Consider the following 22340-nt stretch of genomic DNA (forward strand, 5'->3'; position numbering starts at 1 on the left):
GCGGACTTTCGGCGGCACCATGGCGAGTATCGAGTTGCGGTGCCGGGTGCGGAACCATGGAAATGCTGATCCGTGACTGTGGGTGTGAAGCCCTTCCCGCGGGCTTCACGTGGGCCTGAACGGATGCGCTGGCGATCACGTGTCCGGCGTGGCAACGATCACGTCGTGGAGATCCGGCCATGTCGGTGTCATGCCGACGCGATCCGCCTGGCACGAGAAGCAGCCGTGGGCCGCGTTGTGCAGCTGCACGAAGGCCACGGCAGGGTCGGCAAACAGCGCGTCCAGCCGAGCGCCGACATCCGTGCCTGCGCTGATCTCGGCGGCCAGCATCAATGCAGCCTGGTCATAGGCGCGCAACGAGATCATCCGGCGCTGCACGTACGGGGGTACTTCGCCCGGCGGCAGCACGCAGCGGGTCACGCCACGCTGCACGAAGATCGGGCCCGAGGCGTGATAGGGCGAGTGCAGGGGCAGGTGCACGTGGGACAACAGCAGCAGCTCGCTGCCACCGAGCGGATCGCTCAGGCTGATCCGGCAGGGGTGTCCTCCTGATTCGCCGGCCCAGCGACGCCGGATGCCCAGGGCAGCCAGCGCGGTGTCGCTCTTTTCGAACAGGTGCAGGAACGGGCGGTGGTCGATGCCACCGAGGTACCAGGCATGCATGGGCGTCTCCTTGGTTTCCCACGGATTCTGCGCAGGCACCGGCCGCCGTGCTCGCCGTTTTCAGACCCCGCATCTCGATCGGGCCAGGCAGCGCCACGGGGAACGCAGCACAAGGCGCCAAGATGCGCGCGCCGCCCCGGCCGATGAGCGCCGCATGTCCGTGGATTTCCCCACCCTCACCGTGCTTGGCTTCCTGCTCTGCATCGCTGGGGCCATCTGGCCGGAGACGAGGTACTGCGCCACTTCGCTGCGTTGATGCAGCTCGGTTTGCAGGGCCATCACACGCTGCTGGGCCGCTACGGTGGCGAGGAGTTCGTGCTGGTGCTGGCCGGCAGCGCGCAGGTGGAAGCGATGGCGCGGGCTGCGGCGATCCGTACCGCTCTGCAGCAGAAGCCGGCGCGGCTGGCCACCGGGCCGGTGACGTTCACTGCCAGCATCGGCCTGGCGATGGACGACGGCCAGGGCGAGCTGTCCACGCTGCTGGCAGCGGCAGACGCGGCGCTGTACCGGGCCAAGGCCGCCGGCCGCGATCGCCTGGCCTGCGCCACGCCGGCGGAGATTTCGCGTCTGCCCATCGCCGACGACGCCGTGCCCGTGTAAGTTGAGTCACATCTTCCGCGGCAGCCCGTCGTGGTTGCCAGGAACGTCCTCCAGGGGAAACGAGCACGATGCAAAGACACCACCTCGCGTTGGCCGCAGCGTTGGCCAGCCTGATGCTTGCCGGTTGCAGCCAGTCACCGTCACCCGGCGCCGAAGGCGCCAGCGATGCACCCAGCCGTCGTTTCGGCACGATCGACTTCCAGCCCTGCACGCTGTCCACGGTAGGTGCCAGTGCCAACGTGGAAGCGCAGTGCGCCACCCTGCAGGTGCCGGAGGACCGGGCCCAGCCCGCTGGCCGGCGCATCGGCCTGCGCATCGCCTGGCTGGAATCGGGCAGCAGCGGCTCCAGCCAGCCCGACCCGGTGTTCTTCCTGGCCGGTGGCCCCGGCCAGGCCGCCAGCGAAGTGGCCGTCATCGTCGATACCGCGCTGCGCCAGGTGCGCAAGCAGCGGGACATCTTCCTGGTCGACCAGCGCGGCACCGGCGGCTCCAACCCGCTCAGCTGCCTCGGCGCGGACGGAAAGGAACTGCCGATGGACGAGGACGCGGCGCCCTCCGAAGCCTTGCTGCGCGACTATGCCCAGCGATGCGCGGCTTCCCTGCGGGGACGTGCGGACGCACGTTTCTACACCACCACCGAAGCCATTGCCGACCTGGACGCGGTCCGCCAGGCCTTGGGCGTGGACCGGGTCAATCTGATCGGTGCGTCCTACGGCACCCGCGTGGCCCAGCGCTATGCGGGTACCTATCCACAGCACACCCGCAGCATCGTCATCGATGGCGTGGTGCCGAATGAGCTGGTGGTGGGCGGCGATTTCGCCAGGACGTTCGAAGACGCGATCGCCCTGCAGTCGGCGCAGTGCCGCAAGGACGCTGCCTGCAGCAGGCGCTTCCCGACCGATACCCGTGCGCAGCTGCGCAGCGTGGTCGAGACCCTGCGCCGTGCACCGGTTCCGGTCGAGTATCGCGATCCCGGCACCTACGACACCCGGAAGGATGTGCTGACACCGGACAGTGTGGTGGGCCTGGCGTTTGCGTTTTCCTACGTACCCCAGTACGCCTCATTGCTGCCGCTGGTTCTTGATGAAGCCGCGCACGGCCGCTACGCGCCGCTCGCCTCGTTGGCGCGCGGTGCGAACCGCAGCATGGATTTCCAGATCAACCGTGGCATGCACTGGTCGGTGATATGCAGCGAAGACGCGCCGCGCTACCAGGCGCCGGCCGAGGATCCCGGGCGCCTGTTCGGCAACGACGTGGCAAGTTCCTTCTTTGCCGCCTGCCCGGCATGGCCGCACCGGCCGGCACCGGCAGCCAATGCCGTGCCGCTGCGCAGTGACGTACCGGCGCTGCTGTTGTCTGGTGAACTGGACCCGGTGACCCCGCCGCGCTATGCCGAGCAGGTCCTCAAGGGCCTGCCCAATGGACGCGCGCTGGTCGCCCGTGGCCAGGGCCACGGCACGCTGACCGCCGGCTGCATGCCGCGCCTGCTCGGCCAGTTCATCGACACGACCGATGCGAAGGCGCTGGATGCCGGCTGCCTGGACACGCTGAGCTACGTGCCGGCGTTCACCTCGTTCAACGGATGGGAACCATGATCGTCGCCGACAACCTGCACAAGGCCTTCGACACCCGCACCGGCCGTATCCAGGCAGTGTCCAACGTCGGCTTCCGCGCCGAGGATGGCCGCATCACCGGCCTGCTGGGGCCCAATGGTGCTGGCAAGACCACCACCATGCGCATGCTGTACACGCTGATGACCCCCGACCAGGGCAGCATCAGCGTCGATGGTGTCGATGCTGCGCGCAATCCGGTGGAAGTGCGTCGCCATCTCGGCGTGCTGCCCGACGCGCGTGGCGTCTACAAGCGCCTGACCGCGCGTGAGAACATCGCCTACTTCGGCGAACTGCATGGCCTGTCGGCCGAGCGCATCCGCGAGCGCATCGAGGTGCTGTCGCACGCGCTGGACATGGGGGACATCCTCGACCGCCAGACCGATGGCTTCTCGCAGGGCCAGCGCACCAAGACCGCGATCGCCCGCGCACTGGTGCACGACCCGCGCAACGTCATTCTCGATGAACCGACCAACGGCCTGGACGTGATGACCACCCGCGCACTGCGCCGCTTCCTGCTGGGCCTGCGCGAAGAAGGCCGCTGCGTAATCCTGTCCAGCCACATCATGCAGGAGGTGGCCGCGCTGTGCGATCACATCGTGATCATCGCCAAGGGCACGGTGATGGCCGCCGGCAGCGCCGATGAACTGCGCGCGCAGTCCGGCGAATCCAACCTGGAGGATGCGTTCGTGAAACTGATCGGCAGCGAAGAGGGCCTGCACGCATGAGCATGATGTCGACCCTGATGACGGTGATGCGCAAGGAGCTGCGTGACCTGTCGCGCGACCGCCGTACGCTGGCGCTGACCCTGCTGTTCGGGCCGCTGCTGTACCCGCTGCTGATCCTGGGCATGGGCAAGCTGTCCGAAAGCCGCGTGCGCACGCAGATCGAGCAGCCGCTGCAGATTCCCACCATCGGCGCCGAACATGCGCCGAACCTGGTGCGCTTCCTGGCTGCCCAGGGCCTGAATACCGCTGCTGCGCCGAAGGACCTGGCCGAGGCCATCCGTTCGCAGGACATCGACGTGGCGCTGCGCATCAGCCCGGACTTCGGCAGGGACTGGGCCGATGGCAAGCCGGCGCTGGTGGAGGTGATCAGTGACAGCACACGACGTGCCGCCGAGGTGCCCACTGCGCGCCTGCAGGCGGCGTTGGCCACGTACAACGGGCAGGTAGGGGCGCTGCGGCTGATGGCGCGGGGCGTCGACGCCCAGGTCGCACGGCCGCTGGACGTGGCCAGCCAGGACATGGCCAGTGCCGAAGCCAAGCGTGGCCTGATGCTGTCGGCGTTGTTGCCGATCCTGCTGACCCTCACCTCGTTCCTCGGTGGTGCCTACCTGGTGATGGACACCACCGCCGGCGAGCGTGAGCGGCAGTCGCTGGAGCCGCTGCTGGCCACGCCGGGGTCGCGCAGTGCCATTGTCAGCGGCAAGATCGCCGCCGCCTGCATGGTCGGCTTTGCGTCGCTGCTGTTGACCCTGGCCGCGTTCAAGGTGAGCGCGCAGATCGCCCCCGGCAATATCGGCCGCCAGCTCAACATGAACATCATGGCGATGGTGCAGATGCTGCTGGTGATGCTGCCGATGCTGCTGATCGGCACCTCGCTGCTGACCTTCCTGGCCGCAGCGGCCAAGAGCATGAAGGAAGCGCAGAGCCACATGACCTGGTTGATGCTTCTGCCGATGCTGCCTGGCTATGCGCTGATCGCCTACCCGGTGAAGAGCCAGCTGTGGCAGTACGCCGTGCCGTTCCTGTCGCAGAACCAGATGCTGCTGAAGGTGATCCGCCACGAGACCATCACACCCGCGGTCTGGGCCATCTACCTCGGCGCCAGCCTCGGCCTGGCCGCCGTGCTGTGGTTCGCCGCCGTGCGCCGGTATCACAACGAGCGCCTGGCCATCTCCGGCTGACCGCAAAAGGGGACGGAGGGGATTAAGTCGTTTCTAACCCTCCACCCCCTTCTTCTGAGGGCGCCCACGCTTGCGCAGCATCACGGGGCGACCCAGGGTCTGTTCCACCATTCGCAGGTAAGCTGCATTTCCCAACGGATGCTGCCCGGCACTGTGCGCACGGATTGCCGGCAGGTCAGCGGACGCGTTCATGTCCTGCAGAAACTCCGCATAGAGCATTGCCCGCTGTCGCTTGGTCGGGGCGAGCGCCTGGAATGCGGGATGTTCTGTCAGCATCGGATCGTGGCGCCGCTGCAGGTTTCCATGCACGCTCGACCATGGGTGATCTTCCGGGGCGGCAGTCATGCCTGCACGAACCGGATTGAGTTCGATGTAGCGATAGACGCTGAGCAGATAGGCGTCGCTGCCCACCATCGAAGAATGGAAGCGGCCCTGCCAGAGCGGACCGCTGCGCTCATGCCGCTGATTGAACGCCTGGACATAGTTGTTGCCCTGCATCCGCATCGCATTCGCCAAGCGAACACGCGTGGAAGGTGTGGCCAACAGATGAACGTGATTGCCCATCAATACGTAGGCATGCAGTGCGACCTGATGCTTCAGGAACGCGCTGTGCAGCAGGTGCAGAAACAGCTGACGGTCGATATCGTCAACGAAGATCGCCCCCTTGTTCACACCGCGCTGGGTTACGTGGTACGGCTGTTCGGCCAACATCAGGCGCGCTTGTCGAGGCATGGCAGTTCGGGGCTTCAAGAATTCATCAGACTGCCGCCTCCGTGACCTTGAAGGGCATCAGGCGATGCCGCGAGATGGCGTGGGGGAGGGCAGAAGCGACTTAATCCCCTCCGTCCCCTTTTCCATACCGCGCAGGCGTCACCCCCATCTCGCGCTTGAACACGGCGATGAAGGCGCTGGGCGTGTCGTACCCCATCGACAGCGCGACGCTGATCACCGGCTCGCCGGACAGCAGGCGTGGCAGCGCCAGCAGCACCCGCAGGCGTTGCCGCCACTGGCTCAGCGTCATGCCGGTCTCGGCCAGCCAGTGGCGGGCCAGGCTGCGGCCGGACAGGCCACTGCTGGCGGCCCAGTCCTCGACGCTGCGGTTGTCGTGCGGCGCGCGAGCCAGCGCGGCGGCGATCCGGCCCAGGCGCCGGTCACGCGGTTGTGGCAGGGCCAGCGGCAGCGGCGTGCTGGCGGCAATCTCATCGGCGATCACGCCGGCCAGGCGTGCCTGCGCAGCATCCAGTGGCGCATGGGGCCATTGCAGCGCACGTGCTGTCGCCGCCTGCAGCAGCGCATTGGGCTGGAAGATGCGTGGTGTGGCGGGCAGACCCAGGCAGGCCTCCGCGTTGAAGTAGAGGCTCCAGCCATTGAACCCGTCTGCGCCCAGCAGCGCGTGGGGCAGCAAGGGCGGTATCCAGGCGACGTGACCTGCGGGCAGCAGCCAGTGCAGGTCGTCGGCGGCGATCCGCAGCAGCCCCTGGTACGCACCCAGCAGCTGCCCACGCGCATGCCGGTGGCGGGCCGTGCGACGCTTGCCGAGCTGGCGCAGCCGGGCCGCCAGCACCGCCGGTCCATCGGTGGCATCGGCCAGCGCGGGGTCGAGCAATGCGGCGGTTGTCTGATCTGCCATATCGATTGGCAGTTATACGGCAGAAACGTCGCGTCCGTGCCCCGACACTGGAGCCCACCTCAACGGAGCGCTTCGCCATGCAGCCACAGGACATTCTTTCCGACCATCAGAACGACGTGCAGGTGAACGGCCTCACCGTGCGCAAGGGCAGTGTCGGCGCCTTCCTGGCCAGCGTCCGTGACTGGCAGGATCCCGCCAGCGATCCCGCAAGGCGTGCCACTGCCGAAGCCGATCTGCGTGCGCTGCTGCCGGGCCTGCACGCGCTGGGCCTGTTCCAGGTACTGACGGCGCGCGATCCGGCACTGCAACGACTGATCGATGGAGCGGCCTGAAACGGACAAGGCCCGGACATGCCGGGCCTTGGCGTCATTGCAGGGGCAGAAACGACTTAATCCCCTCCGTCCCCTTTTTCGTTCAGTTGTTGCCCGGCGCGAACACCAGCGTACGGCGGGTGGTCACCGGCGCGCTGACCGGCTCGAAGCGCCAACGCTTGACCGCGTTCAGGGCTTCACGGTCGAACACGCGTCCCGGCGTCGCGCGCAGCACGCGAGCGTTCACCACCGAGCCGTCAGTGCCGACGGTGATCTCCACCAGCACTTCGCCGGAGGTTCCCGAACGCAGCGCTTCGCCCGGATAGCGCGGCGCCGGTGTGCTGACCGGGCGCAGGGTGGGCGCTGCCGGTGCGGCGGCCTGGCGTGCGGCGCTGGCCTGCTGGGCGGCAGCCTGCTGCTGCTTCTGCTCGGCCTCGCGGCGGGCGGCGGCCTGGCGCTCGGCTTCCTGGCGCTCGTTGTCGCGGCGCGCGGCATCCTGCTGCGCGGCAATCTGCTTGGCGGCGTCGGCTTCCTTGGCGCGCTGCTCGCTCAGGCGCTGCTGCTCGGTCTGCTGCTTGCTGCGGTCCTCGGCGTCCTTCTTGGCCTTCTCGGCTTCCGCTTCGGTGCGCTTGGCTGCGTTCTGCACGCCCTTGGCCAGGCCGTCCTTCAGGCGCGGCAGGGCCGGCGCGGATGCATCCACCTTCTCGATCAGTGCCACCAGGCGCTGCGCTTCGGTGTAGTCCTCGCGGCCCAGGTGTTGCTCGGCGGCGATCAGGGTGTACGGCAGCAGGTCGGTCAGTGCGCTCTTCACCGAGGCGTCGTCCGGCGTCTTGTCACGCAGGGCGAGGTAGTACTCGATGGCGTTGTCGCCGGCCGGTGCATACATGCGGTTCTCGCGCAGCGCCTGGCTGGCCGACTCGCGCAGCTGCTCGGTGCCCATGGACTGCACCTTGGCAGCAACCGCCGGTGCGGCGGGTGCGGCAGCGGCAGGCGCCGTGGCGGCAGCAGGCGCTGCGGATTCTTCCTTGCCCGAGCAGGCGGCCAGTGCCAGTGCCAGGGCAACCGGCAGCCACCGGCGCGCGGCGGTGATCGTTGAGACGTGCGACATCCTGCTCCCCTCTAGAAGACGACGTGACGTAAATCATTGATACGCATGGCCGGGACCTGCGGTCCGGGCGCGGCAGGGTGACGTTTCCCGACGCCACCGCCGGCAACGGCGAGGGTGCAATCTAGCATCCCGGCCACCGCCGCGCACAAGGGACGGTGGCCGGAATGGGGCAGCGGCGGTCAAGCCGCTGGCGGCGGCGACCTCAGTGGTCGTGTGCCTTGTCGTGCGACCTGCTGTGGCTGTTGGACATCAGCTTGTCGGTCCAGGCGATGCCGATCGCCGACAGGATGAACACGCAGTGGATGATGGTCTGCCACAGCACGCCATCCTGGGTCAGCATCGAGCAGCGGGCGACACCGATGTTGGCAGCGGCCACGCTCATCTGCTCCGGCGTGCACAGCGGGATGCCGCCCAGCGCACCGCTGGCGATGAAGGTCTTCAGCAGGTGGATCGAGGAGATGCCGATGATCGCCATCGCCAGCTTCACCTTGAGCACGCTGGCGTTGACGTGGCTCAGCCATTCCGGCTGGTCCGGGTGGCCTTCCAGGCGCAGGCGCGAGACGAAGGTCTCGTAGCCGCCGACGATCACCATCACCAGCAGGTTGGAGATCATCACCACGTCGATCAGGCCCAGCACGATCAGCATGATCTGCTGCTCGCCCATCGACACCGAGTGCGAGATCAGGTGCCACAGTTCCTTGCCGAACAGGAACACGTAGACGCACTGCGCCACGATCAGACCCAGGTACAGCGGCAGCTGCAGCCAGCGCGAGGCGAAGATCAGCGTGGACAAGGGGGAGAGCGGCGGGCGGTTTGCACTCATGCGAGGGATGCTGCGTTGCGGGGGAGAGGCGAGGTTACCGGCCCGCCATGACGGTGCCAACCCAACTCACGCACTAGACTTCAGGTTCCTTTCCGCACCCCGAGCCGCCGCCATGATCGACCTGTATTACTGGCCCACCCCGAACGGCCACAAAGTGACCCTGCTGCTGGAAGAAACCGGCCTGGAATACCGCATCCACCCGGTCAACATCGGCTCGGGCGACCAGTTCAAGCCGGAATTCCTGGCGATCTCGCCGAACAACAAGATGCCGGCCATCGTCGACCAGGCCCCGGCCGATGGCGGTGCTCCCCAGAGCGTGTTCGAGTCCGGCGCGATCCTGCTGTACCTGGCCGAGAAGACCGGCCGCTTCCTGCCCAGCGACCCCCGCGGCCGCGTCACCACCCTGGAGTGGCTGTTCTGGCAGATGGCCGGCCTGGGCCCGATGAGCGGCCAGATGGGCCACTTCAACGTATACGCGCCTGAAAAGATCCCGTATGCCATCGAGCGCTATGACAACGAAGTGCGCCGCCTGCACGGGGTGATGGACAAGCGCCTGGCCCAGCACGCCTTCCTGGCCGGCGACGAGTACACCATCGCCGACATGGCCAGCTACCCGTGGATCGGCGCCTACGACAAGCTGCCGGTGGATTTCACCGCGTTCCCGAACCTCAAGCGCTGGCATGAAGCCATTGCCGCACGCCCGGCCACCCAGCGCGCCTATGCCCTGCGCCAGCAGGTGAACCCCAACGCCGGCAAGCCGCTCAGCGACGAGGAGCGCAAGCACCTGTTCGGCCAGCGCTGACCGCCTCGGGGTCGGATCCCTTTGCAGCGCGAAGGGCTCCGACCCCAGCACCGCGGCATGGGCAGAAGGTCATGCTGCCTTCCCGCACAGGCTTGGTTAGGATGGGGGACGACCGCTCCGCGTCCATCGCGGGGGCGGACCTGCCGTTTGCCGGGATCCTCCATGCGCCACCTGTTCGCTTCGCTCGCCCTCATGCTCGCCACCAGTACCGCCGCCCACGCTGAAAAGCTGACCCTGGAAGCCATCACCGGCCCGTTGCCGTTGTCCGGCCCGACCCTGATGAAGCCGAAGGTGGCGCCCGACGGTTCGCAGGTCAGCTTCCTGCGCGGCAAGGACAGCGACCGCAACCAGCTGGACCTGTGGACCTACGACATCGACAGTGGCCAGACCCGGTTGCTGGTTGATTCCAAGGTGGTGCTGCCCGGCACCGAGACCCTCAGCGACGAGGAGAAGGCCCGCCGCGAGCGCCAGCGCATCGCCGCGATGACCGGCATCGTCGATTACCAGTGGTCGCCGGACGCGCAGCGCCTGCTGTTCCCGCTGGGCGGCGAGCTGTACCTGTACGACCTCAAGCAGCAGGGCCAGGCGGCGGTGCGCCAGCTGACCCATGGTGAAGGCTTCGCCACCGACGCCAAGCTGTCGCCCAAGGGCGGCTTCGTCAGCTTCATCCGCGGCCGCAACCTGTGGGTGATCGACCTGGCCAGCGGCAGGCAGCTGCAGCTGACCCGCGACGGCAGCACCACCATCGGCAACGGCGTTGCCGAGTTCGTCGCCGACGAGGAAATGGATCGCCACACCGGTTACTGGTGGGCGCCGGACGATTCGGCGATTGCCTTTGCCCGCATCGACGAATCGCCGGTACCGGTGCAGAAGCGCTATGAGGTCTATGCCGACCGCACCGACGTGATCGAGCAGCGTTACCCGGCCGCCGGCGATGCCAACGTGCGCGTGCAGCTGGGCGTGATCGCACCGGCCGCCGATGCGCAGCCGCGCTGGGTCGACCTCGGCAAGGAACAGGACATCTACCTGGCCCGCGTGGACTGGCGCGATGCGCAGCACCTGAGCTTCCAGCGCCAGTCGCGTGACCAGAAGCAGCTGGACCTGGTGGAAGTGGCACTCGACTCCAACCGCCAGCGCGTGCTCGCCCACGAAACCAGCCCGACCTGGGTGCCGCTGCACAACAGCCTGCGTTTCCTCGACGATGGCAGCGTGCTGTGGTCGTCCGAACGCACCGGCTTCCAGCACCTTTACCGCATCGACAGCAAGGGCAAGGCCACTGCGCTGACCCACGGCAACTGGCCGGTGGACGAGCTGCTGGCGGTTGATGAAAAGGCTGGCAAGGCCTACTTCCGCGCCGGCATCGAGACCTCGCGCGAAAGCCAGATCTACGCGGTGTCGCTGCAGGGCGGTGAGCCGCAGCGCCTGTCGAAGGCGCCGGGCATGCACAGCGCCAGCTTCGCCCGCAACGCCAGCGTCTACGTGGACAGTTGGTCCAACAGCACCACGCCGCCGCAGATCGAACTGTTCCGCGCCAATGGCGAGAAGATCGCCACCCTGCTCGAGAACGACCTGGCCGATCCCAAGCATCCGTATGCGCGCTACCGCGATGCGCAGCGCCCGGTGGAGTTCGGCACGTTGATGGCTGCCGACGGCAAGACCCCGCTGAACTACAGCGTGATCAAGCCGGCCGGCTTCGATCCGTCCAAGCGCTACCCGGTGGCCGTGTACGTCTATGGTGGCCCGGCCAGCCAGACCGTCACCGACAGCTGGCCCGGCCGTGGCGACCACCTGTTCAACCAGTACCTGGCCCAGCAGGGCTACGTGGTGTTCTCGCTGGACAACCGTGGCACCCCGCGCCGTGGCCGCGACTTCGGTGGTGCGCTGTATGGCAAGCAGGGCACGGTGGAAGTGACCGACCAGCTGCGCGGCGTGGCCTGGCTGAAGCAGCAGCCATGGGTGGACCCGGCGCGCATCGGCGTGCAGGGCTGGTCCAACGGCGGCTACATGACCCTGATGCTGCTGGCCAAGGCTTCGAACCAGTACGCTTGTGGCGTGGCCGGTGCGCCGGTGACCGACTGGGGCCTGTACGACAGCCATTACACCGAACGCTACATGGACCTGCCGGCGCGCAATGAAGCGGGTTACCGCGAAGCGCGCGTGCTGACCCATATCGATGGCCTGCGCTCGCCGCTGCTGCTGATCCACGGCATGGCTGACGACAACGTGTTGTTCACCAATTCGACCAGCCTGATGAGCGCGTTGCAGAAGCGTGCACAGCCGTTCGAGCTGATGACCTACCCGGGTGCCAAGCATGGCCTGTCCGGCGCCGATGCCCTGCATCGCTACCGCGTGGCCGAAGCCTTCCTGGGACGTTGCCTCAAGCCCTGATCCAGCAACGGGAAGGAGCCCGCCGATGACCCTGCCACCGCCGATTCCCGCCCATGACCCGGCATCCGCCGGTTGGTGGTGCCGCCACTGGCGCTGGGCGATGCCGTTGATGGTGGTGCTGGTGCTGGGTGGTGCAGGGGGTGTGGTGACCTGGAGCGTGCTGCGCTGGAGCGAGGCGGCACGCGAGAGCCCGCCGATGCGCGAGGCGCTGCGGCGCGCGGGCTGCAGTATTGAACTGGTGGAAGCGTTCGGTGAGCCGTTGAACATCGAGTCGATGCCGCTGGGCAGCATGCAGACTGCGATCAACGGCCAGCGTGATGTCGGCCTGACCGTAGCCCTGGAAGGACCGCATGCGCACGGACGGTTGTTCGTGCAGGGTACCCGTCGCGATGACGTGTGGGACTACCCGGTGATGTACGTGTTGGGCGAGGACAAGCAGACCTTCGACCTGACGGCGCTGGATGACGACGAGGCCGCGCAGGAGTGCGAGCTGAAGGCCTGCCGTGATCGCGGCGAATGCCCGCTGACCGCCGCGCTGTGATCTCCGGGGGCAAGCGACTGCGGGACGTCGACTGGGTAGAGTCGACTGTCAGTCGACTGCTCTTCGATCAGACAGCGAAAAACCCCGCGCTGCGCGCGATAGTCGACTGACAGTCGACTCTACCCCCGCCAGGTTTCCGCGGAGCCCGGCTGCACAACCAGCCCGCCATGACTTCCCGCCGATTGTCGCCATCGCCGTGAGCGCGTAGGGTGCGGGCAACCCTTTGCTGGAGTGTCCCATGAAGCCGATTGCGCTCGCCGTTGCCCTGGCCCTGACTGCCGCACCGCTGCTGTCCGCACCACCGGCGCTGGCGGCACCCTCCGCCAAGGCCGCCACCCCGGCCAGCCCGGCCTGGGTCGCCCGCAGCAATGCGCTGGCGCAGATTCTGCTGGACGCCCAGGGCCCGTTCCAGCCGGAGGAAACCGGCTTCTTCGGCGTGCCCGGCTACGACGACAAGGTGGCCGATCTCGGCCCGGACAACGGCAAGCGCTACCGCGCTGCCATGGCCAAGGCACGTGACGAACTGAAGGCAAAGCTGGCCGTCGAGAAGGATCCCAATGTCCGCCAGGACCTGGAGATCATGATCCACGCCGCCAGCCAGAACATCGAAGGCAGCGAGCTCAACGAGAAGTACCTGCTGCCGTGGAGCGATGCGCCGCAGACCGTGTTCAGCGGCCTCAACCTGCTGCTGTCCGACCAGGTGCCAGCGGAGCGCCGGGCCAAGGCGGTCGACCGCCTCAAGGCCTATGCCGGCCTGCAGCCGGGCGGCACCGCCTTCACCACGCTGGCGCGCCAGCGCTACGAGGAACGGCTGAAGGACAGCAGCCTGTTGCAGCCGACGAAGATTGAAGTGCAGCAATCGCTGGACAACGTCGAGACCTACATCACCGGTATCGAGTCGCTGCTGAAGAAGTACCAGATTGCCGGCGCCGATGAAGCAATGAAGGCGCTGGCCGGGCAGATGAAGGACTACGCCGCCTGGACCCGCAAGGAGGTACTGCCGAAGTCACGTGCCGACGCACGCCTGCCGGCGCCGTTGTACGCCTACCAGCTCAAGCAGGTCGGCATCGACATCGACCCGAAGCTGCTGATGCAGCGCGCGCAGCTGGAGTTCATGGAAACCCGCTCGGCGATGCAGCAGCTGGCACCGCTGGTGGTGAAGGACAAGGGGCTGAAGGTGGCCGACCCGAGCGATCCGGTGGCGGTGATCCGCGCGCTGAAGGCCGACAAGATCGCCGACGACCATCTGGAAGGTCACTATCGCAAGGTGATCGATGCGATCGATCCGCTGATCCGCGAGCACGCCATCGTCGACGTGCCCAAGCGCGCCATGCAGATGCGCCTGGGCTCGGCCGCCGAGAGTGCGGCCAGCCCGGCTCCGCACTTCCTGCCGGCCCCGCTGGTCAACAACACCGGGCAGCAGGGCACCTTCGTGCTGCCGCTGGGCAACCCGGCAGCGGGCCCGGGCGCGCAGTACGACGACTTCAACTTCGGTGCGGCAGCATGGACGCTGAGCGCGCATGAAGGCCGCCCCGGCCACGAGCTGCAGTTCACCGCGATGGTCGAGCGTGGTGTGTCGCTGGCACGCACCATGTTCGCGTTCAATTCGGTGAACGTGGAAGGCTGGGCGCTGTACGCCGAAGCCGAGATGGTGCCGTACGAGCCGCTGGACGGGCAGATGATCGCCCTGCAGTTCCGCCTGCTGCGCGCCGCGCGCGCGATGCTCGACCCGATGCTCAACCTCGGCCTGACCGACCGTGCCAACGGCGAGCGCGTGCTGATGGAGCAGGTCGGCCTGTCCAAGGCGATGGCCACCCAGGAACTGGACCGCTACATGGTGCGGATGCCGGGCCAGGCAGGTAGCTACTTCTACGGCTACACCCGCATCCTGGAACTGCGCATGCAGACGGAACTGGCGCTGGGTGCGAAGTTCGACCGCCTGGCGTTCAACAACTTCCTGCTCGACCAGGGCCTGCTGCCGCCGGACCAGCTGGCCGACGCGGTGAACAAGGTGTTCGTGCCGAAGTACAAGCGCTGAGCATCACCGGGTAGTGCCGGCCGCTGGCCGGCAACCGGTGTGGGTAGATGCCGACCTTGGTCGGCGCTGTGGGTTCGTGCCAACCAAGGTTGGCACCCACCAGAGTGATGTGTTGGCTGTTGCAGGGATGTGCCGGCCAGCGGCCGGCACTACCTGCGGTGACGCTGCTGCGTCACCGCTGCGGGGTAATCACCTGTGTCGGCAACCGCGCCGGCGGTGCCGGATTCGGCACCCAGATCGCGACGCCTGCGGCGCGCTTCTGCGTGGTCGGAATCCCGATCCCGACGCCACCACCGACGTGCGAGCCGAACGTGCCCGCGCCCACCGACATGCCTACCGGCGAACCGCTGCTGCCCACGCCCATCAGCACCACGCCGTTGGCGCCCAGCGCTGCGGCTTCACGCTTCAGGCGGGCCACGGCGGCGTCGGTCTGGCCCTGGGTGCCGAAGCCGACGGCGGAAGACGATTCCAGCTGGGCGATTTCCTGGGAGCCGGCCGGTGGCGTCGAATAGATCTGCACCAGCGCCGGATCGATCGGTGCGCGCGCGCGGCCCAGCATCACCTTGGAGGTGCTGGCACAGCCGGCGGCGACCAGCAGCATGGCCGCCAACGCGGCCCAACGGATGTTCATGGCACTTCCCCTGCAGGACTGGTTGCGATGATCGGCGGGCCACTCTGAATCGGCGCCAACACCCGGGCCAGGGCACGCACGACAGCACGCTAGCACGGGCCGGGTGACAGCCCCGCCAATGGCAGTAGGCGGCGGCAACGGGAACGATTATGGTGGGGCCAGGAACCAACTGCGGGAGAGCGGCATGGGTGTGATCAGTCTGTTGTGGGGCGTATTGGCGCTGTTGTGGATGATCCTGGCGTTGATTCCGCTGCTGGGCTGGGGCAACTGGTTCCTGATCCCGTTCGCTGCGGTCGGTGCGGTGATCGCCGCGCTGGGCATCCTGTTCACCCACCCGAGCAAGCGTGGCCGGGCGTGGGCCGGGTTGGTCCTGAACGGTATCGTGGTGGTGGTCGGCATCCTGCGTCTTGGCCTGGGCGGCGGCGTGGTCTGAGCCCGGTCCCGGGTGCGACAGGGCGTCGCAGGCACACGGCCGATGGCCGGGCGGGGGCGTACAATGAATGGCTGCGCGAGCCCCCCGCGTGCCTGTGAATCCGCGCCCCGCGCGGCTGCCCCATGATCATCCGACCCCGTCCCCACGGCTGGCAACTGCTGTACATCCTGCGCGGTTCGATCGTCAAAGCGATCGCGCCGAAGGTGCTGGCCATCCTGATCCTGTCCATCGCCGTGGCTGCGGTGGTCGAACTGGCGCCCCCGACCGGCATCGAACGCGTGTCGGTGACCCCGTTCACCCTGCTTGGCCTGGTGCTGTCGATCTTCCTCAGCTTCCGCAACAGCGCCTGCTACGACCGCTGGTGGGAAGGACGCAAGCTGTGGGGCCAGCTGATCTACGAATCGCGTTCGCTGGCGCGCCAGGTAAACCTGCTGCTGGCCGACGACGCGGGCCGTCGTCGTCGCGTCGCCTACCTCACCACCGCGTTCGCCCATGCGCTGGCGGCGCGACTGCGTGGTCGCATCGTCGCCCTGGCAGCACTGCCGTGGCTGGACAAGCGCCAGCGCGAACAGCTGGGCCAGCGCGAGAACGTGCCCGATGCACTGCTGGCGATGATCGCGGCCGAACTGGCGCATGTGCTGCGCGCCGGCCAGCTCGAGCCCATCCTCTACACCCAGCTGGAAGAGCGCCTGCACGCGATGTCGTCGATCCAGGCCGGCTGCGAGCGCATCCTCACCACGCCGCTGCCGTTCGCCTACACCCTGCTGCTGCACCGCTGCGCGTGGATGTTCTGCGTGCTGCTGCCGTTCGGCCTGGCCAGTTCGCTGGGCTGGGGCACGCCGGTGCTGTCGGCGGTGCTGGCCTATGCCTTCTTCGGCCTGGACCAGCTGGGCGAAGAAATGGAAGACCCCTTCGGCCTTGAGCCGAACGATCTGCCGCTGGACGCGCTGGTGCGCACGATCGAGATCGACCAGCTCGATGCGCTCGGCGAACGCCCGTTGCCCGAACCCCTGCTGCCGCAGGGCTACCTGTTGCAATAGCCACTCCTCGGAGCCTGCCATGTCCCACCCACTGTATCGCCCGCGCCGCATGCGCCACGACGAGTTCTCGCGCCGCCTGATGCGCGAGAACACGCTGACCACCGACGACCTGATCTACCCGGTGTTCGTGCACGAACTGGCCGGCCGCGCCGCAGTGCCGTCGATGCCGGGCGTGGAGCGGCTGTCGATCGAAGAACTGCTGAAGGTGGCCGAAGAGGCGCTGGAGCTGGGCATTCCGGTGATCGACCTGTTTCCGGTGATCGACCCGTCGCTGAAATCGCTGGATGCATCGGCGGCGTGGGCCGAGGACGGCCTGGCGCAACGCGCGATCCGCGCGCTGAAGTCGCGCTTCCCGGAACTGGGGGTGATGACCGATGTGGCGCTGGACCCGTACACCACCCACGGCCAGGACGGCATCATCGACGACAAGGGCTATGTACTGAACGACATCACCGTCGAAGCGCTGGTCAAGCAGTCGGTGTCGCATGCCGAAGCCGGCGTCGACATCGTTTCGCCGTCGGACATGATGGATGGCCGCATCGGCGCGATCCGCCGTGCGCTGGATGCCGACAACCACGTCAACGTGCGCATCATGGCTTACTCGGCCAAGTACGCCTCGGCGTTCTACGGTCCGTTCCGTGATGCGGTGGGCAGCGCGGCCAGCCTCGGCAAGGCCGACAAGAAGACCTACCAGATGGACCCGGCCAACGGCGACGAGGCCCTGCGCGAGATCGCGCTGGACCTGGAAGAAGGCGCCGACATGGTGATGGTCAAGCCGGGCATGCCGTACCTGGACCTGGTGCGCCGGGTGAAGGAAAAATTCGGCGTGCCGACCTTCGCCTATCAGGTCAGTGGCGAGTACGCGATGATGAAGGCCGCCTTCGCCAACGGCTGGCTGGACGAGCGCGCCTGCGTGCTGGAGTCGCTGCTGGGCTTCAAGCGGGCCGGTGCCGATGGCGTGCTGACCTATTTCGCGCCGCAGGTGGCGCGATGGCTGCGCGAGCGCTGACAATAGCGCCACGATAGACGGAGGACTGCGCGATGGGACCCGAACTGGGATGGATGCAATGGCTGATCTGGGGCACCGGCACGCTGGTGTTCGGCGCCATCATCGTCGGTGTCTTCATCGCCGCCTGGCGCGCGGGCAAGCGCCCACCGGAGCAGCTCTCCGCCGCCCGCCACGTGGCCCGTGAGCAGGCCCTGCCGGACAGCGTGCAGGCCGAGCTGGCCGCGCTGAACCAGCGCAAGGACAATGGCCAGCTGAGCGAGATGGAGTACGAGCAGTTGCGCGCCAAGGTGTTGTCGCGCTGACGGGCAATGCCCGGGGTCGGATCCCTTTCCGCAGGAAAGGGCTCTGATCCCCTTCGCGGGCGCCATCCACGCGCGGCGTGGATCTACCGCACGCACCCGGCCACCGCCGCCACCTTCGGCACCGCCAACCGGTACACGTCCACGCCACCGGCACGCGGTGCCCTGGCCGCGCTGCTGGCCACCATCATTTCGCCTGGCTTGGCGTTGTCGATCACCGGCGCGCCGGTCCAGCCGCCGGTCTGGTTGAACGACAGTCCCAACGGTTGCAGGGGCGCGCCACTCCACGCGCAGCCGCTGCTCCACACCTGTGCGGTTGCGCCGTTGCCGCGGCTGAACACCACCGCGCCATCGTTGCCCAGCCAGTCGCCGTCGGTCTCGTCGTCGGCGCTGTTCAACGCTGTCAATGCGGTGGCCGGGCCGCGCATGCCCTGCGCATCCAGCGTCGCCACGAACAGGTTCCAGCCGGCGCCACGGCCCTGTTGGCGGGCAAACAGCAGCCGCGTGCCGTCCGCGCTCAGGGCCGGCCCGCGCTCTTCGTGGCGTCCACCGTCGCCGGCCATGGGGTGCGCCTTGCCCAGCCGGCCATCTGCTTCCACCGCAGCCCGGTACAGCGCCAGCGCGCCTTCGCGGCCGGCGGCGAACAACAGCCAGCGGCCGTCGCGGCTGAAGTAGGGATCGCGGGCCTCGCCGGCCACGCCTACCGGCAGGGCCTGCGCCTGCTGCCAGCGGCCATCGACCACGCGCGCCTCCCACAGGCCCCAGCCGGCTTCGCCGCGGCGGGCGAAGACGATGCGCCGGCCATCGGCACTGATCGTGGCGCGGCCCTCGTCGGCGCGGGTCGAGACCACGCCCATGCCTTCGATGCCGTACTCGTTCAACGCCATCGCCACGGGGGCAGAGAGTAGACTGGCGGCAAGCACCAGCAGGGGCGGGGTGATGCGCATCATCCGGGTCCGTGCACGAAAGAGCATCAGTCTAGCCAGCTTGAGGATTCCATGACCGACCGTTACGCCGTCTTCGGACACCCCGTTGCCCACTCGAAGTCGCCGCAGATCCACGCGACGTTCGGTCGCCAGGAAGGCATCGCGGTGGATTACCGCGCGATCGACCTGGCCCCGGAGGCGTTCCTGGCCGGCCTGGAGGCCTTCGCCGCCGACGGCGGTGTCGGCGCCAACGTCACCTCGCCGCACAAGGAGGCCGCGTTCTCGGTGTGCACCACCCTGACCGCACGCGCGCGCCGCGCCGGTTCGGTCAACACGCTGCTGCGCAAGGGCGACCGCTGGCATGGCGACACCACCGACGGCATCGGCCTGGTGCGTGACCTGACCGACCGCCATGGCCTGGACCTGCGTGGCCGCCGCATGTTGCTGATCGGTGCCGGTGGCTCCGCGCGCAGCGTCGCCCCGGCGCTGCTTGATGCCGGCATCACCGAGCTGGTGGTGGTCAACCGCACACCGGAACGCGCCGATGAACTGATCGATGCGATGGGTGAGCCGGGTCGCGCGATCAGCCGCTACTGGGAAGACCTGCGTGATCTGGGTGACTTCGAACTGATCGTCAACGCCACCTCGGCCGGCCGCGACCGCGACGTCGAGTTCAAGCTGCCGCTGTCGCTGGTCAACTCGATGACCACCGCCGTCGACCTCAACTACGGCGAAGTGGCGATAGCCTTCCTGGCCTGGGCGCGCGCCGCAGAGTGCCGCAATACGGTCGATGGCCTGGGCATGCTGGTCGAGCAGGCCGCTGAGAGTTTCCTGCAGTGGCACGGTGTGCGCCCGCAGACCGACGAGGTCTACCAGTCGCTGCGCCAGGGCTCGGCCGTGCTGGCCGGCGAGGACTGATCGATGGACGGCACAACCCTGCTGGTCACGGTGCTGAGCATGGTGGGCGTGCGCCTGCCGGTGCTGATCGCGCTGTGCGTGGGCCTGGTCTGGGTGGTCGGCGCACCGCGCGATGCCACCCGCACCGGTGCCCTGGTCGGCCTGCTGCTGTTGCTGCTGGCCAGCCTCGGCGGCATGGCGGCGGGCATCCTGCCGATGTGGATGGTCCGCAGCGGTGATTTCAGTGCCGTGTCGAGCTTGAGTGCCATCCTCGGCGTGCTGCATTTCGCGCTGGCGATGGTCGAGGCCATCGGTGTGGTGCTGGTGGTGTGGGCGCTGGTGCGCCTGCTGCGTACCCGTACGCTCCCGGCCGCCTGACCGGTCGCGCCGGGCCATGCCCGGCGTATCTGCCCCTTGGATGGTCCGGCCATTGGACCGGGACCGCCAGCGGGCGTCGTCGCTGGCCCGTTCAGGGTCCCAGCGGCGGTGAATGCGGCCGGCCATGCGACAATGCCCGGCCTGATCCAGCTACGGTAATTCCCGGCGTGACCGAAACCGTCGCCGCTCCGCGCACCCTCGATGACACCTTGAAGGACGCGATCCGCAAGGCGTACACGACGCTGCAGGCCAATACCCCCGGCTTCTCCACCCGTCGCTCGCAGAGCCAGATGATCGGCGTGGTGTCGCGTGCGCTGTCGAAAAGTGGTGGCGTCGGCGTGGTCGAGGCGCCCACCGGCGTCGGCAAGAGCCTGGGCTACCTCACCGCAGGCGTGCCGATCGCATTGGCCAGCAAGAAGAAGCTGGTGATCAGCACCGGCACCGTGGCGCTGCAGTCGCAGCTGGTCGAGCGCGATATCCCGAATTTCCTGAAAGCCACCGGCCTGGAGGCGACCGTGGCGCTGGCCAAGGGCCGTACCCGCTACCTGTGCACGCGCAATGCCGCCGAGGCGCAGGGCGAGGGCTCGCAGGGCGGAATGTTCGAGGACGACGCGCCCTTGTTCGACCGGCCACTGGCGCCGATCGAGATGGACATCGCCAAGCGCCTGACCGATGCCTTCACCGGCGGCAGCTGGGATGGCGACATCGACAACGCACCGGAGACGATCAGCCCCGGCCTGCGCAGCCGCATCACCACGCCGGCTTCGGGCTGCGCCGGGCGCCGTTGTGCCTATTCGGCGCAGTGTGCGGTGCTGCGTTCGCGCAACACCGTGCGCGATGCGCAGATCGTGGTCACCAACCACGCGCTGCTGCTGTCGGCGCTGTCGATCGGCGACAGCGACAACGGCCAGCCGTTGATCGCACCGCCGTCGGACATGCTGCTGGTGCTGGACGAAGGCCATCACATCGGCAACGTGGCGATCGACCAGGGCGCGGCCAGCCTGGCGCTGGACGAGATGGCCAAACGCACCGGTCGCCTGCAGATCCTGATCGCCGGCGCCTACCGCGCGGTCGACAAGGATCGCCTCGGCAACCTGCTGCCGAACGAAGCGATCGAGGTGGCCAGCAACGTGGCCAAGCAGCTGCGCGCGTTCCGCGATCATATCGAGCGCGTGTGGATGCCGGCGCCGGCGGACGAAGAGCCGATGTGGCGCGCGGCCAATGGGCGACTGCCCGAGGCCTGGCGCGAGCCGATCGAAGCACTGGCTGACGATACCCGCAGCCTCTACAACTGGGCGCACGCCGCCACCGCCCAGGTAGCCAAGGGCAAGCCGGACGATGCCGCGCGCGAGCGCCTGCAGCGCAACCTGGGCATGGCGCTGGAGATGATCGAGCAGCAGTACAACCTGTGGCAGGCCTGGCGCCGCGAAGACAAGGACGGTGCGCCGCCGATGGCGCGCTGGGTCACCGCCACCCGCGACGGCGATCTGGTGCTGCACGGCTCGCCGGTGTCGGCCGCGCACGTGCTGCGCAAGCTGCTGTGGGATGAAGTGGACTCGGTGGTGATGACCTCGGCGACGTTGACCGGTGGCGGCGATTTCCAGTCGCTGGCGATCGACAACGGCATCCCCGAAGAGGCCGAGATGGTCTCGCTGTCGTCACCGTTCGACCTGCCCAACCAGGCCGAACTGATCGTGCCGAAGTTCCCGGTCACTCCGGACGACCGCGAAGGCCATCCGCGCGAAGTGGCGCGCTACCTCGACACCGAGCTGGACTGGGCCAAAGGCTCGATGGTGCTGTTCACCTCGCGCTGGAAGATGGAGAAGGTGGCCGGGCTGATGTCGGCCGCGCGCCGCAAGCAGGTGCTGGTTCAGGGCGAGATGTCCAAGACCCGCCTGATCGACGAGCACCTGCGCCGCGTGGCCGCAGGCGAGGGTTCGGTGCTGTTCGGGCTGAATTCGTTCGGCGAAGGTCTCGACCTGCCCGGTGAAGCCTGCACCACGGTGGTGATCACCCAGGTGCCGTTCGCGGTGCCGACCGATCCGCAGACCGCCACCCTCAGCGAATGGTTCGAGGGGCGTGGGCTGAATGCCTTCAATCTGATCGCCATTCCGCATGCGTTGCGCACGCTGACCCAGTTCGCAGGCCGCCTGATCCGCACTTCCACCGACACCGGCCGCGTGATCATCCTCGATTCGCGGCTGCTGACCCGCCGCTACGGCAAGCGCATCATCGACGCGCTGCCACCGTTCAAGCGTGTGATCGGCTGACCGGTAGTGCCGGCCGCTGGCCGGCAAAAAGGGG

Annotated in this window: 23 protein-coding genes; 16 read left to right on the plus strand and 7 right to left on the minus strand. The window is 67.8% G+C overall.

What is annotated here, in order from left to right; all coding sequences use genetic code 11:
• Window positions 1–135: 135 nt before the first annotated feature.
• Window positions 136–663 carry a DUF1203 domain-containing protein gene (locus AC5P8Y_RS17970; RefSeq protein WP_495202116.1) on the minus strand — a complete coding sequence of 176 codons (528 nt, stop codon included), beginning with the start codon at window positions 661–663 and terminating at the stop codon, window positions 136–138.
• 216 nt (window positions 664–879) lie between these two features.
• Here AC5P8Y_RS17970 and AC5P8Y_RS17975 point away from each other — a divergent pair, with 216 nt between their 5' ends.
• The 4 genes from AC5P8Y_RS17975 to AC5P8Y_RS17990 all read left to right on the plus strand — a co-directional run bounded on the left by AC5P8Y_RS17975 (window position 880) and on the right by AC5P8Y_RS17990 (window position 4782).
• Window positions 880–1263: a GGDEF domain-containing protein gene (locus AC5P8Y_RS17975; RefSeq protein WP_495202122.1), complete on the plus strand. Its 384-nt coding sequence runs from the start codon at window positions 880–882 to the stop codon at window positions 1261–1263.
• Window positions 1264–1331: 68 nt separating this feature from the next.
• Complete coding sequence (locus AC5P8Y_RS17980; protein ID WP_049433065.1) at window positions 1332–2858, plus strand: alpha/beta hydrolase; 1527 nt, start codon at window positions 1332–1334, stop codon at window positions 2856–2858.
• The gene (locus tag AC5P8Y_RS17985; RefSeq protein WP_005411560.1) at window positions 2855–3601 is read left to right on the plus strand and encodes an ABC transporter ATP-binding protein; all 747 of its coding nucleotides are present in this window, start codon (window positions 2855–2857) and stop codon (window positions 3599–3601) included. The genes AC5P8Y_RS17980 and AC5P8Y_RS17985 overlap by 4 nt, the downstream gene beginning before the upstream one ends.
• Window positions 3598–4782 (plus strand): ABC transporter permease, encoded by a 1185-nt coding sequence (locus AC5P8Y_RS17990; RefSeq protein ID WP_033833787.1) that lies wholly within the window; start codon window positions 3598–3600, stop codon window positions 4780–4782. Before AC5P8Y_RS17985 ends, AC5P8Y_RS17990 begins: the two co-directional genes overlap by 4 nt.
• A 33-nt stretch (window positions 4783–4815) precedes the next feature.
• Here AC5P8Y_RS17990 and AC5P8Y_RS17995 read toward each other — a convergent pair whose 3' ends face one another.
• Together AC5P8Y_RS17995 and AC5P8Y_RS18000 are read right to left on the minus strand one after the other, a co-directional pair.
• Window positions 4816–5514 (minus strand): transposase, encoded by a 699-nt coding sequence (locus tag AC5P8Y_RS17995; protein WP_495202117.1) that lies wholly within the window; start codon window positions 5512–5514, stop codon window positions 4816–4818.
• 100 nt (window positions 5515–5614) lie between these two features.
• Window positions 5615–6412: a helix-turn-helix domain-containing protein gene (locus AC5P8Y_RS18000; RefSeq protein ID WP_049433063.1), complete on the minus strand. Its 798-nt coding sequence runs from the start codon at window positions 6410–6412 to the stop codon at window positions 5615–5617.
• 77 nt (window positions 6413–6489) lie between these two features.
• On the opposite strand from AC5P8Y_RS18000, the gene AC5P8Y_RS18005 reads away from it, so the two are divergent.
• Window positions 6490–6744 (plus strand): hypothetical protein, encoded by a 255-nt coding sequence (locus tag AC5P8Y_RS18005; RefSeq protein WP_033833784.1) that lies wholly within the window; start codon window positions 6490–6492, stop codon window positions 6742–6744.
• 82 nt (window positions 6745–6826) lie between these two features.
• Here the strand turns inward: AC5P8Y_RS18005 and AC5P8Y_RS18010 are convergent, their stop codons facing one another.
• Window positions 6827–7831, minus strand: coding sequence for an energy transducer TonB (locus AC5P8Y_RS18010; protein WP_005414830.1), 1005 nt, complete (start codon window positions 7829–7831; stop codon window positions 6827–6829).
• 202 nt (window positions 7832–8033) lie between these two features.
• Entirely contained in the window at window positions 8034–8654 is a 621-nt protein-coding gene (locus tag AC5P8Y_RS18015; RefSeq protein ID WP_012481561.1) for a TIGR00645 family protein, read from the minus strand.
• A gap of 112 nt (window positions 8655–8766) precedes the next feature.
• Between AC5P8Y_RS18015 and AC5P8Y_RS18020 the strand changes: the two genes are divergently transcribed.
• From AC5P8Y_RS18020 to AC5P8Y_RS18035, 4 genes are all read left to right on the plus strand, one after another.
• Complete coding sequence (locus tag AC5P8Y_RS18020; RefSeq protein WP_005411553.1) at window positions 8767–9456, plus strand: glutathione binding-like protein; 690 nt, start codon at window positions 8767–8769, stop codon at window positions 9454–9456.
• Window positions 9457–9618: 162 nt separating this feature from the next.
• The gene (locus AC5P8Y_RS18025; RefSeq protein WP_024958200.1) at window positions 9619–11844 is read left to right on the plus strand and encodes a S9 family peptidase; all 2226 of its coding nucleotides are present in this window, start codon (window positions 9619–9621) and stop codon (window positions 11842–11844) included.
• Window positions 11845–11869: 25 nt separating this feature from the next.
• Window positions 11870–12385: a cytochrome c oxidase assembly factor Coa1 family protein gene (locus AC5P8Y_RS18030; RefSeq protein WP_049403671.1), complete on the plus strand. Its 516-nt coding sequence runs from the start codon at window positions 11870–11872 to the stop codon at window positions 12383–12385.
• Between the two features lie 238 nt (window positions 12386–12623).
• Window positions 12624–14423: a DUF885 domain-containing protein gene (locus AC5P8Y_RS18035; protein ID WP_012481559.1), complete on the plus strand. Its 1800-nt coding sequence runs from the start codon at window positions 12624–12626 to the stop codon at window positions 14421–14423.
• A gap of 172 nt (window positions 14424–14595) precedes the next feature.
• Here the strand turns inward: AC5P8Y_RS18035 and AC5P8Y_RS18040 are convergent, their stop codons facing one another.
• Window positions 14596–15054: a hypothetical protein gene (locus AC5P8Y_RS18040; RefSeq protein WP_024958198.1), complete on the minus strand. Its 459-nt coding sequence runs from the start codon at window positions 15052–15054 to the stop codon at window positions 14596–14598.
• Between the two features lie 184 nt (window positions 15055–15238).
• Between AC5P8Y_RS18040 and AC5P8Y_RS18045 the strand changes: the two genes are divergently transcribed.
• From AC5P8Y_RS18045 to AC5P8Y_RS18060, 4 genes are all read left to right on the plus strand, one after another.
• A complete protein-coding gene (locus tag AC5P8Y_RS18045) occupies window positions 15239–15487 on the plus strand; it encodes a hypothetical protein (protein WP_005411548.1) in 249 nt (82 codons plus the stop codon).
• Window positions 15488–15609: 122 nt separating this feature from the next.
• Window positions 15610–16527, plus strand: a complete 918-nt coding sequence (locus tag AC5P8Y_RS18050; RefSeq protein ID WP_111109185.1) for a bestrophin family protein — start codon at window positions 15610–15612, stop codon at window positions 16525–16527.
• A gap of 19 nt (window positions 16528–16546) precedes the next feature.
• On the plus strand, window positions 16547–17536 hold the full coding sequence (gene hemB, locus AC5P8Y_RS18055) for a porphobilinogen synthase (RefSeq protein ID WP_049403672.1): 990 nt from the start codon (window positions 16547–16549) through the stop codon (window positions 17534–17536).
• 32 nt (window positions 17537–17568) lie between these two features.
• Window positions 17569–17838 (plus strand): hypothetical protein, encoded by a 270-nt coding sequence (locus tag AC5P8Y_RS18060; protein WP_005411545.1) that lies wholly within the window; start codon window positions 17569–17571, stop codon window positions 17836–17838.
• 83 nt (window positions 17839–17921) lie between these two features.
• Here the strand turns inward: AC5P8Y_RS18060 and AC5P8Y_RS18065 are convergent, their stop codons facing one another.
• Window positions 17922–18785, minus strand: coding sequence for a TolB-like translocation protein (locus AC5P8Y_RS18065; RefSeq protein WP_049403673.1), 864 nt, complete (start codon window positions 18783–18785; stop codon window positions 17922–17924).
• A gap of 48 nt (window positions 18786–18833) precedes the next feature.
• On the opposite strand from AC5P8Y_RS18065, the gene aroE reads away from it, so the two are divergent.
• From aroE to dinG, 3 genes are all read left to right on the plus strand, one after another.
• Window positions 18834–19679, plus strand: coding sequence for a shikimate dehydrogenase (gene aroE, locus AC5P8Y_RS18070; protein ID WP_495202118.1), 846 nt, complete (start codon window positions 18834–18836; stop codon window positions 19677–19679).
• A 3-nt stretch (window positions 19680–19682) separates the two neighbouring features.
• The gene (locus AC5P8Y_RS18075; RefSeq protein ID WP_005411542.1) at window positions 19683–20036 is read left to right on the plus strand and encodes a hypothetical protein; all 354 of its coding nucleotides are present in this window, start codon (window positions 19683–19685) and stop codon (window positions 20034–20036) included.
• A 167-nt stretch (window positions 20037–20203) separates the two neighbouring features.
• Window positions 20204–22306 carry an ATP-dependent DNA helicase DinG gene (gene dinG / locus AC5P8Y_RS18080; protein WP_033833777.1) on the plus strand — a complete coding sequence of 701 codons (2103 nt, stop codon included), beginning with the start codon at window positions 20204–20206 and terminating at the stop codon, window positions 22304–22306.
• Window positions 22307–22340: the final 34 nt, after the last annotated feature.

The organism is Stenotrophomonas sp. YJH_SMC_12-1 (assembly GCF_059370935.1).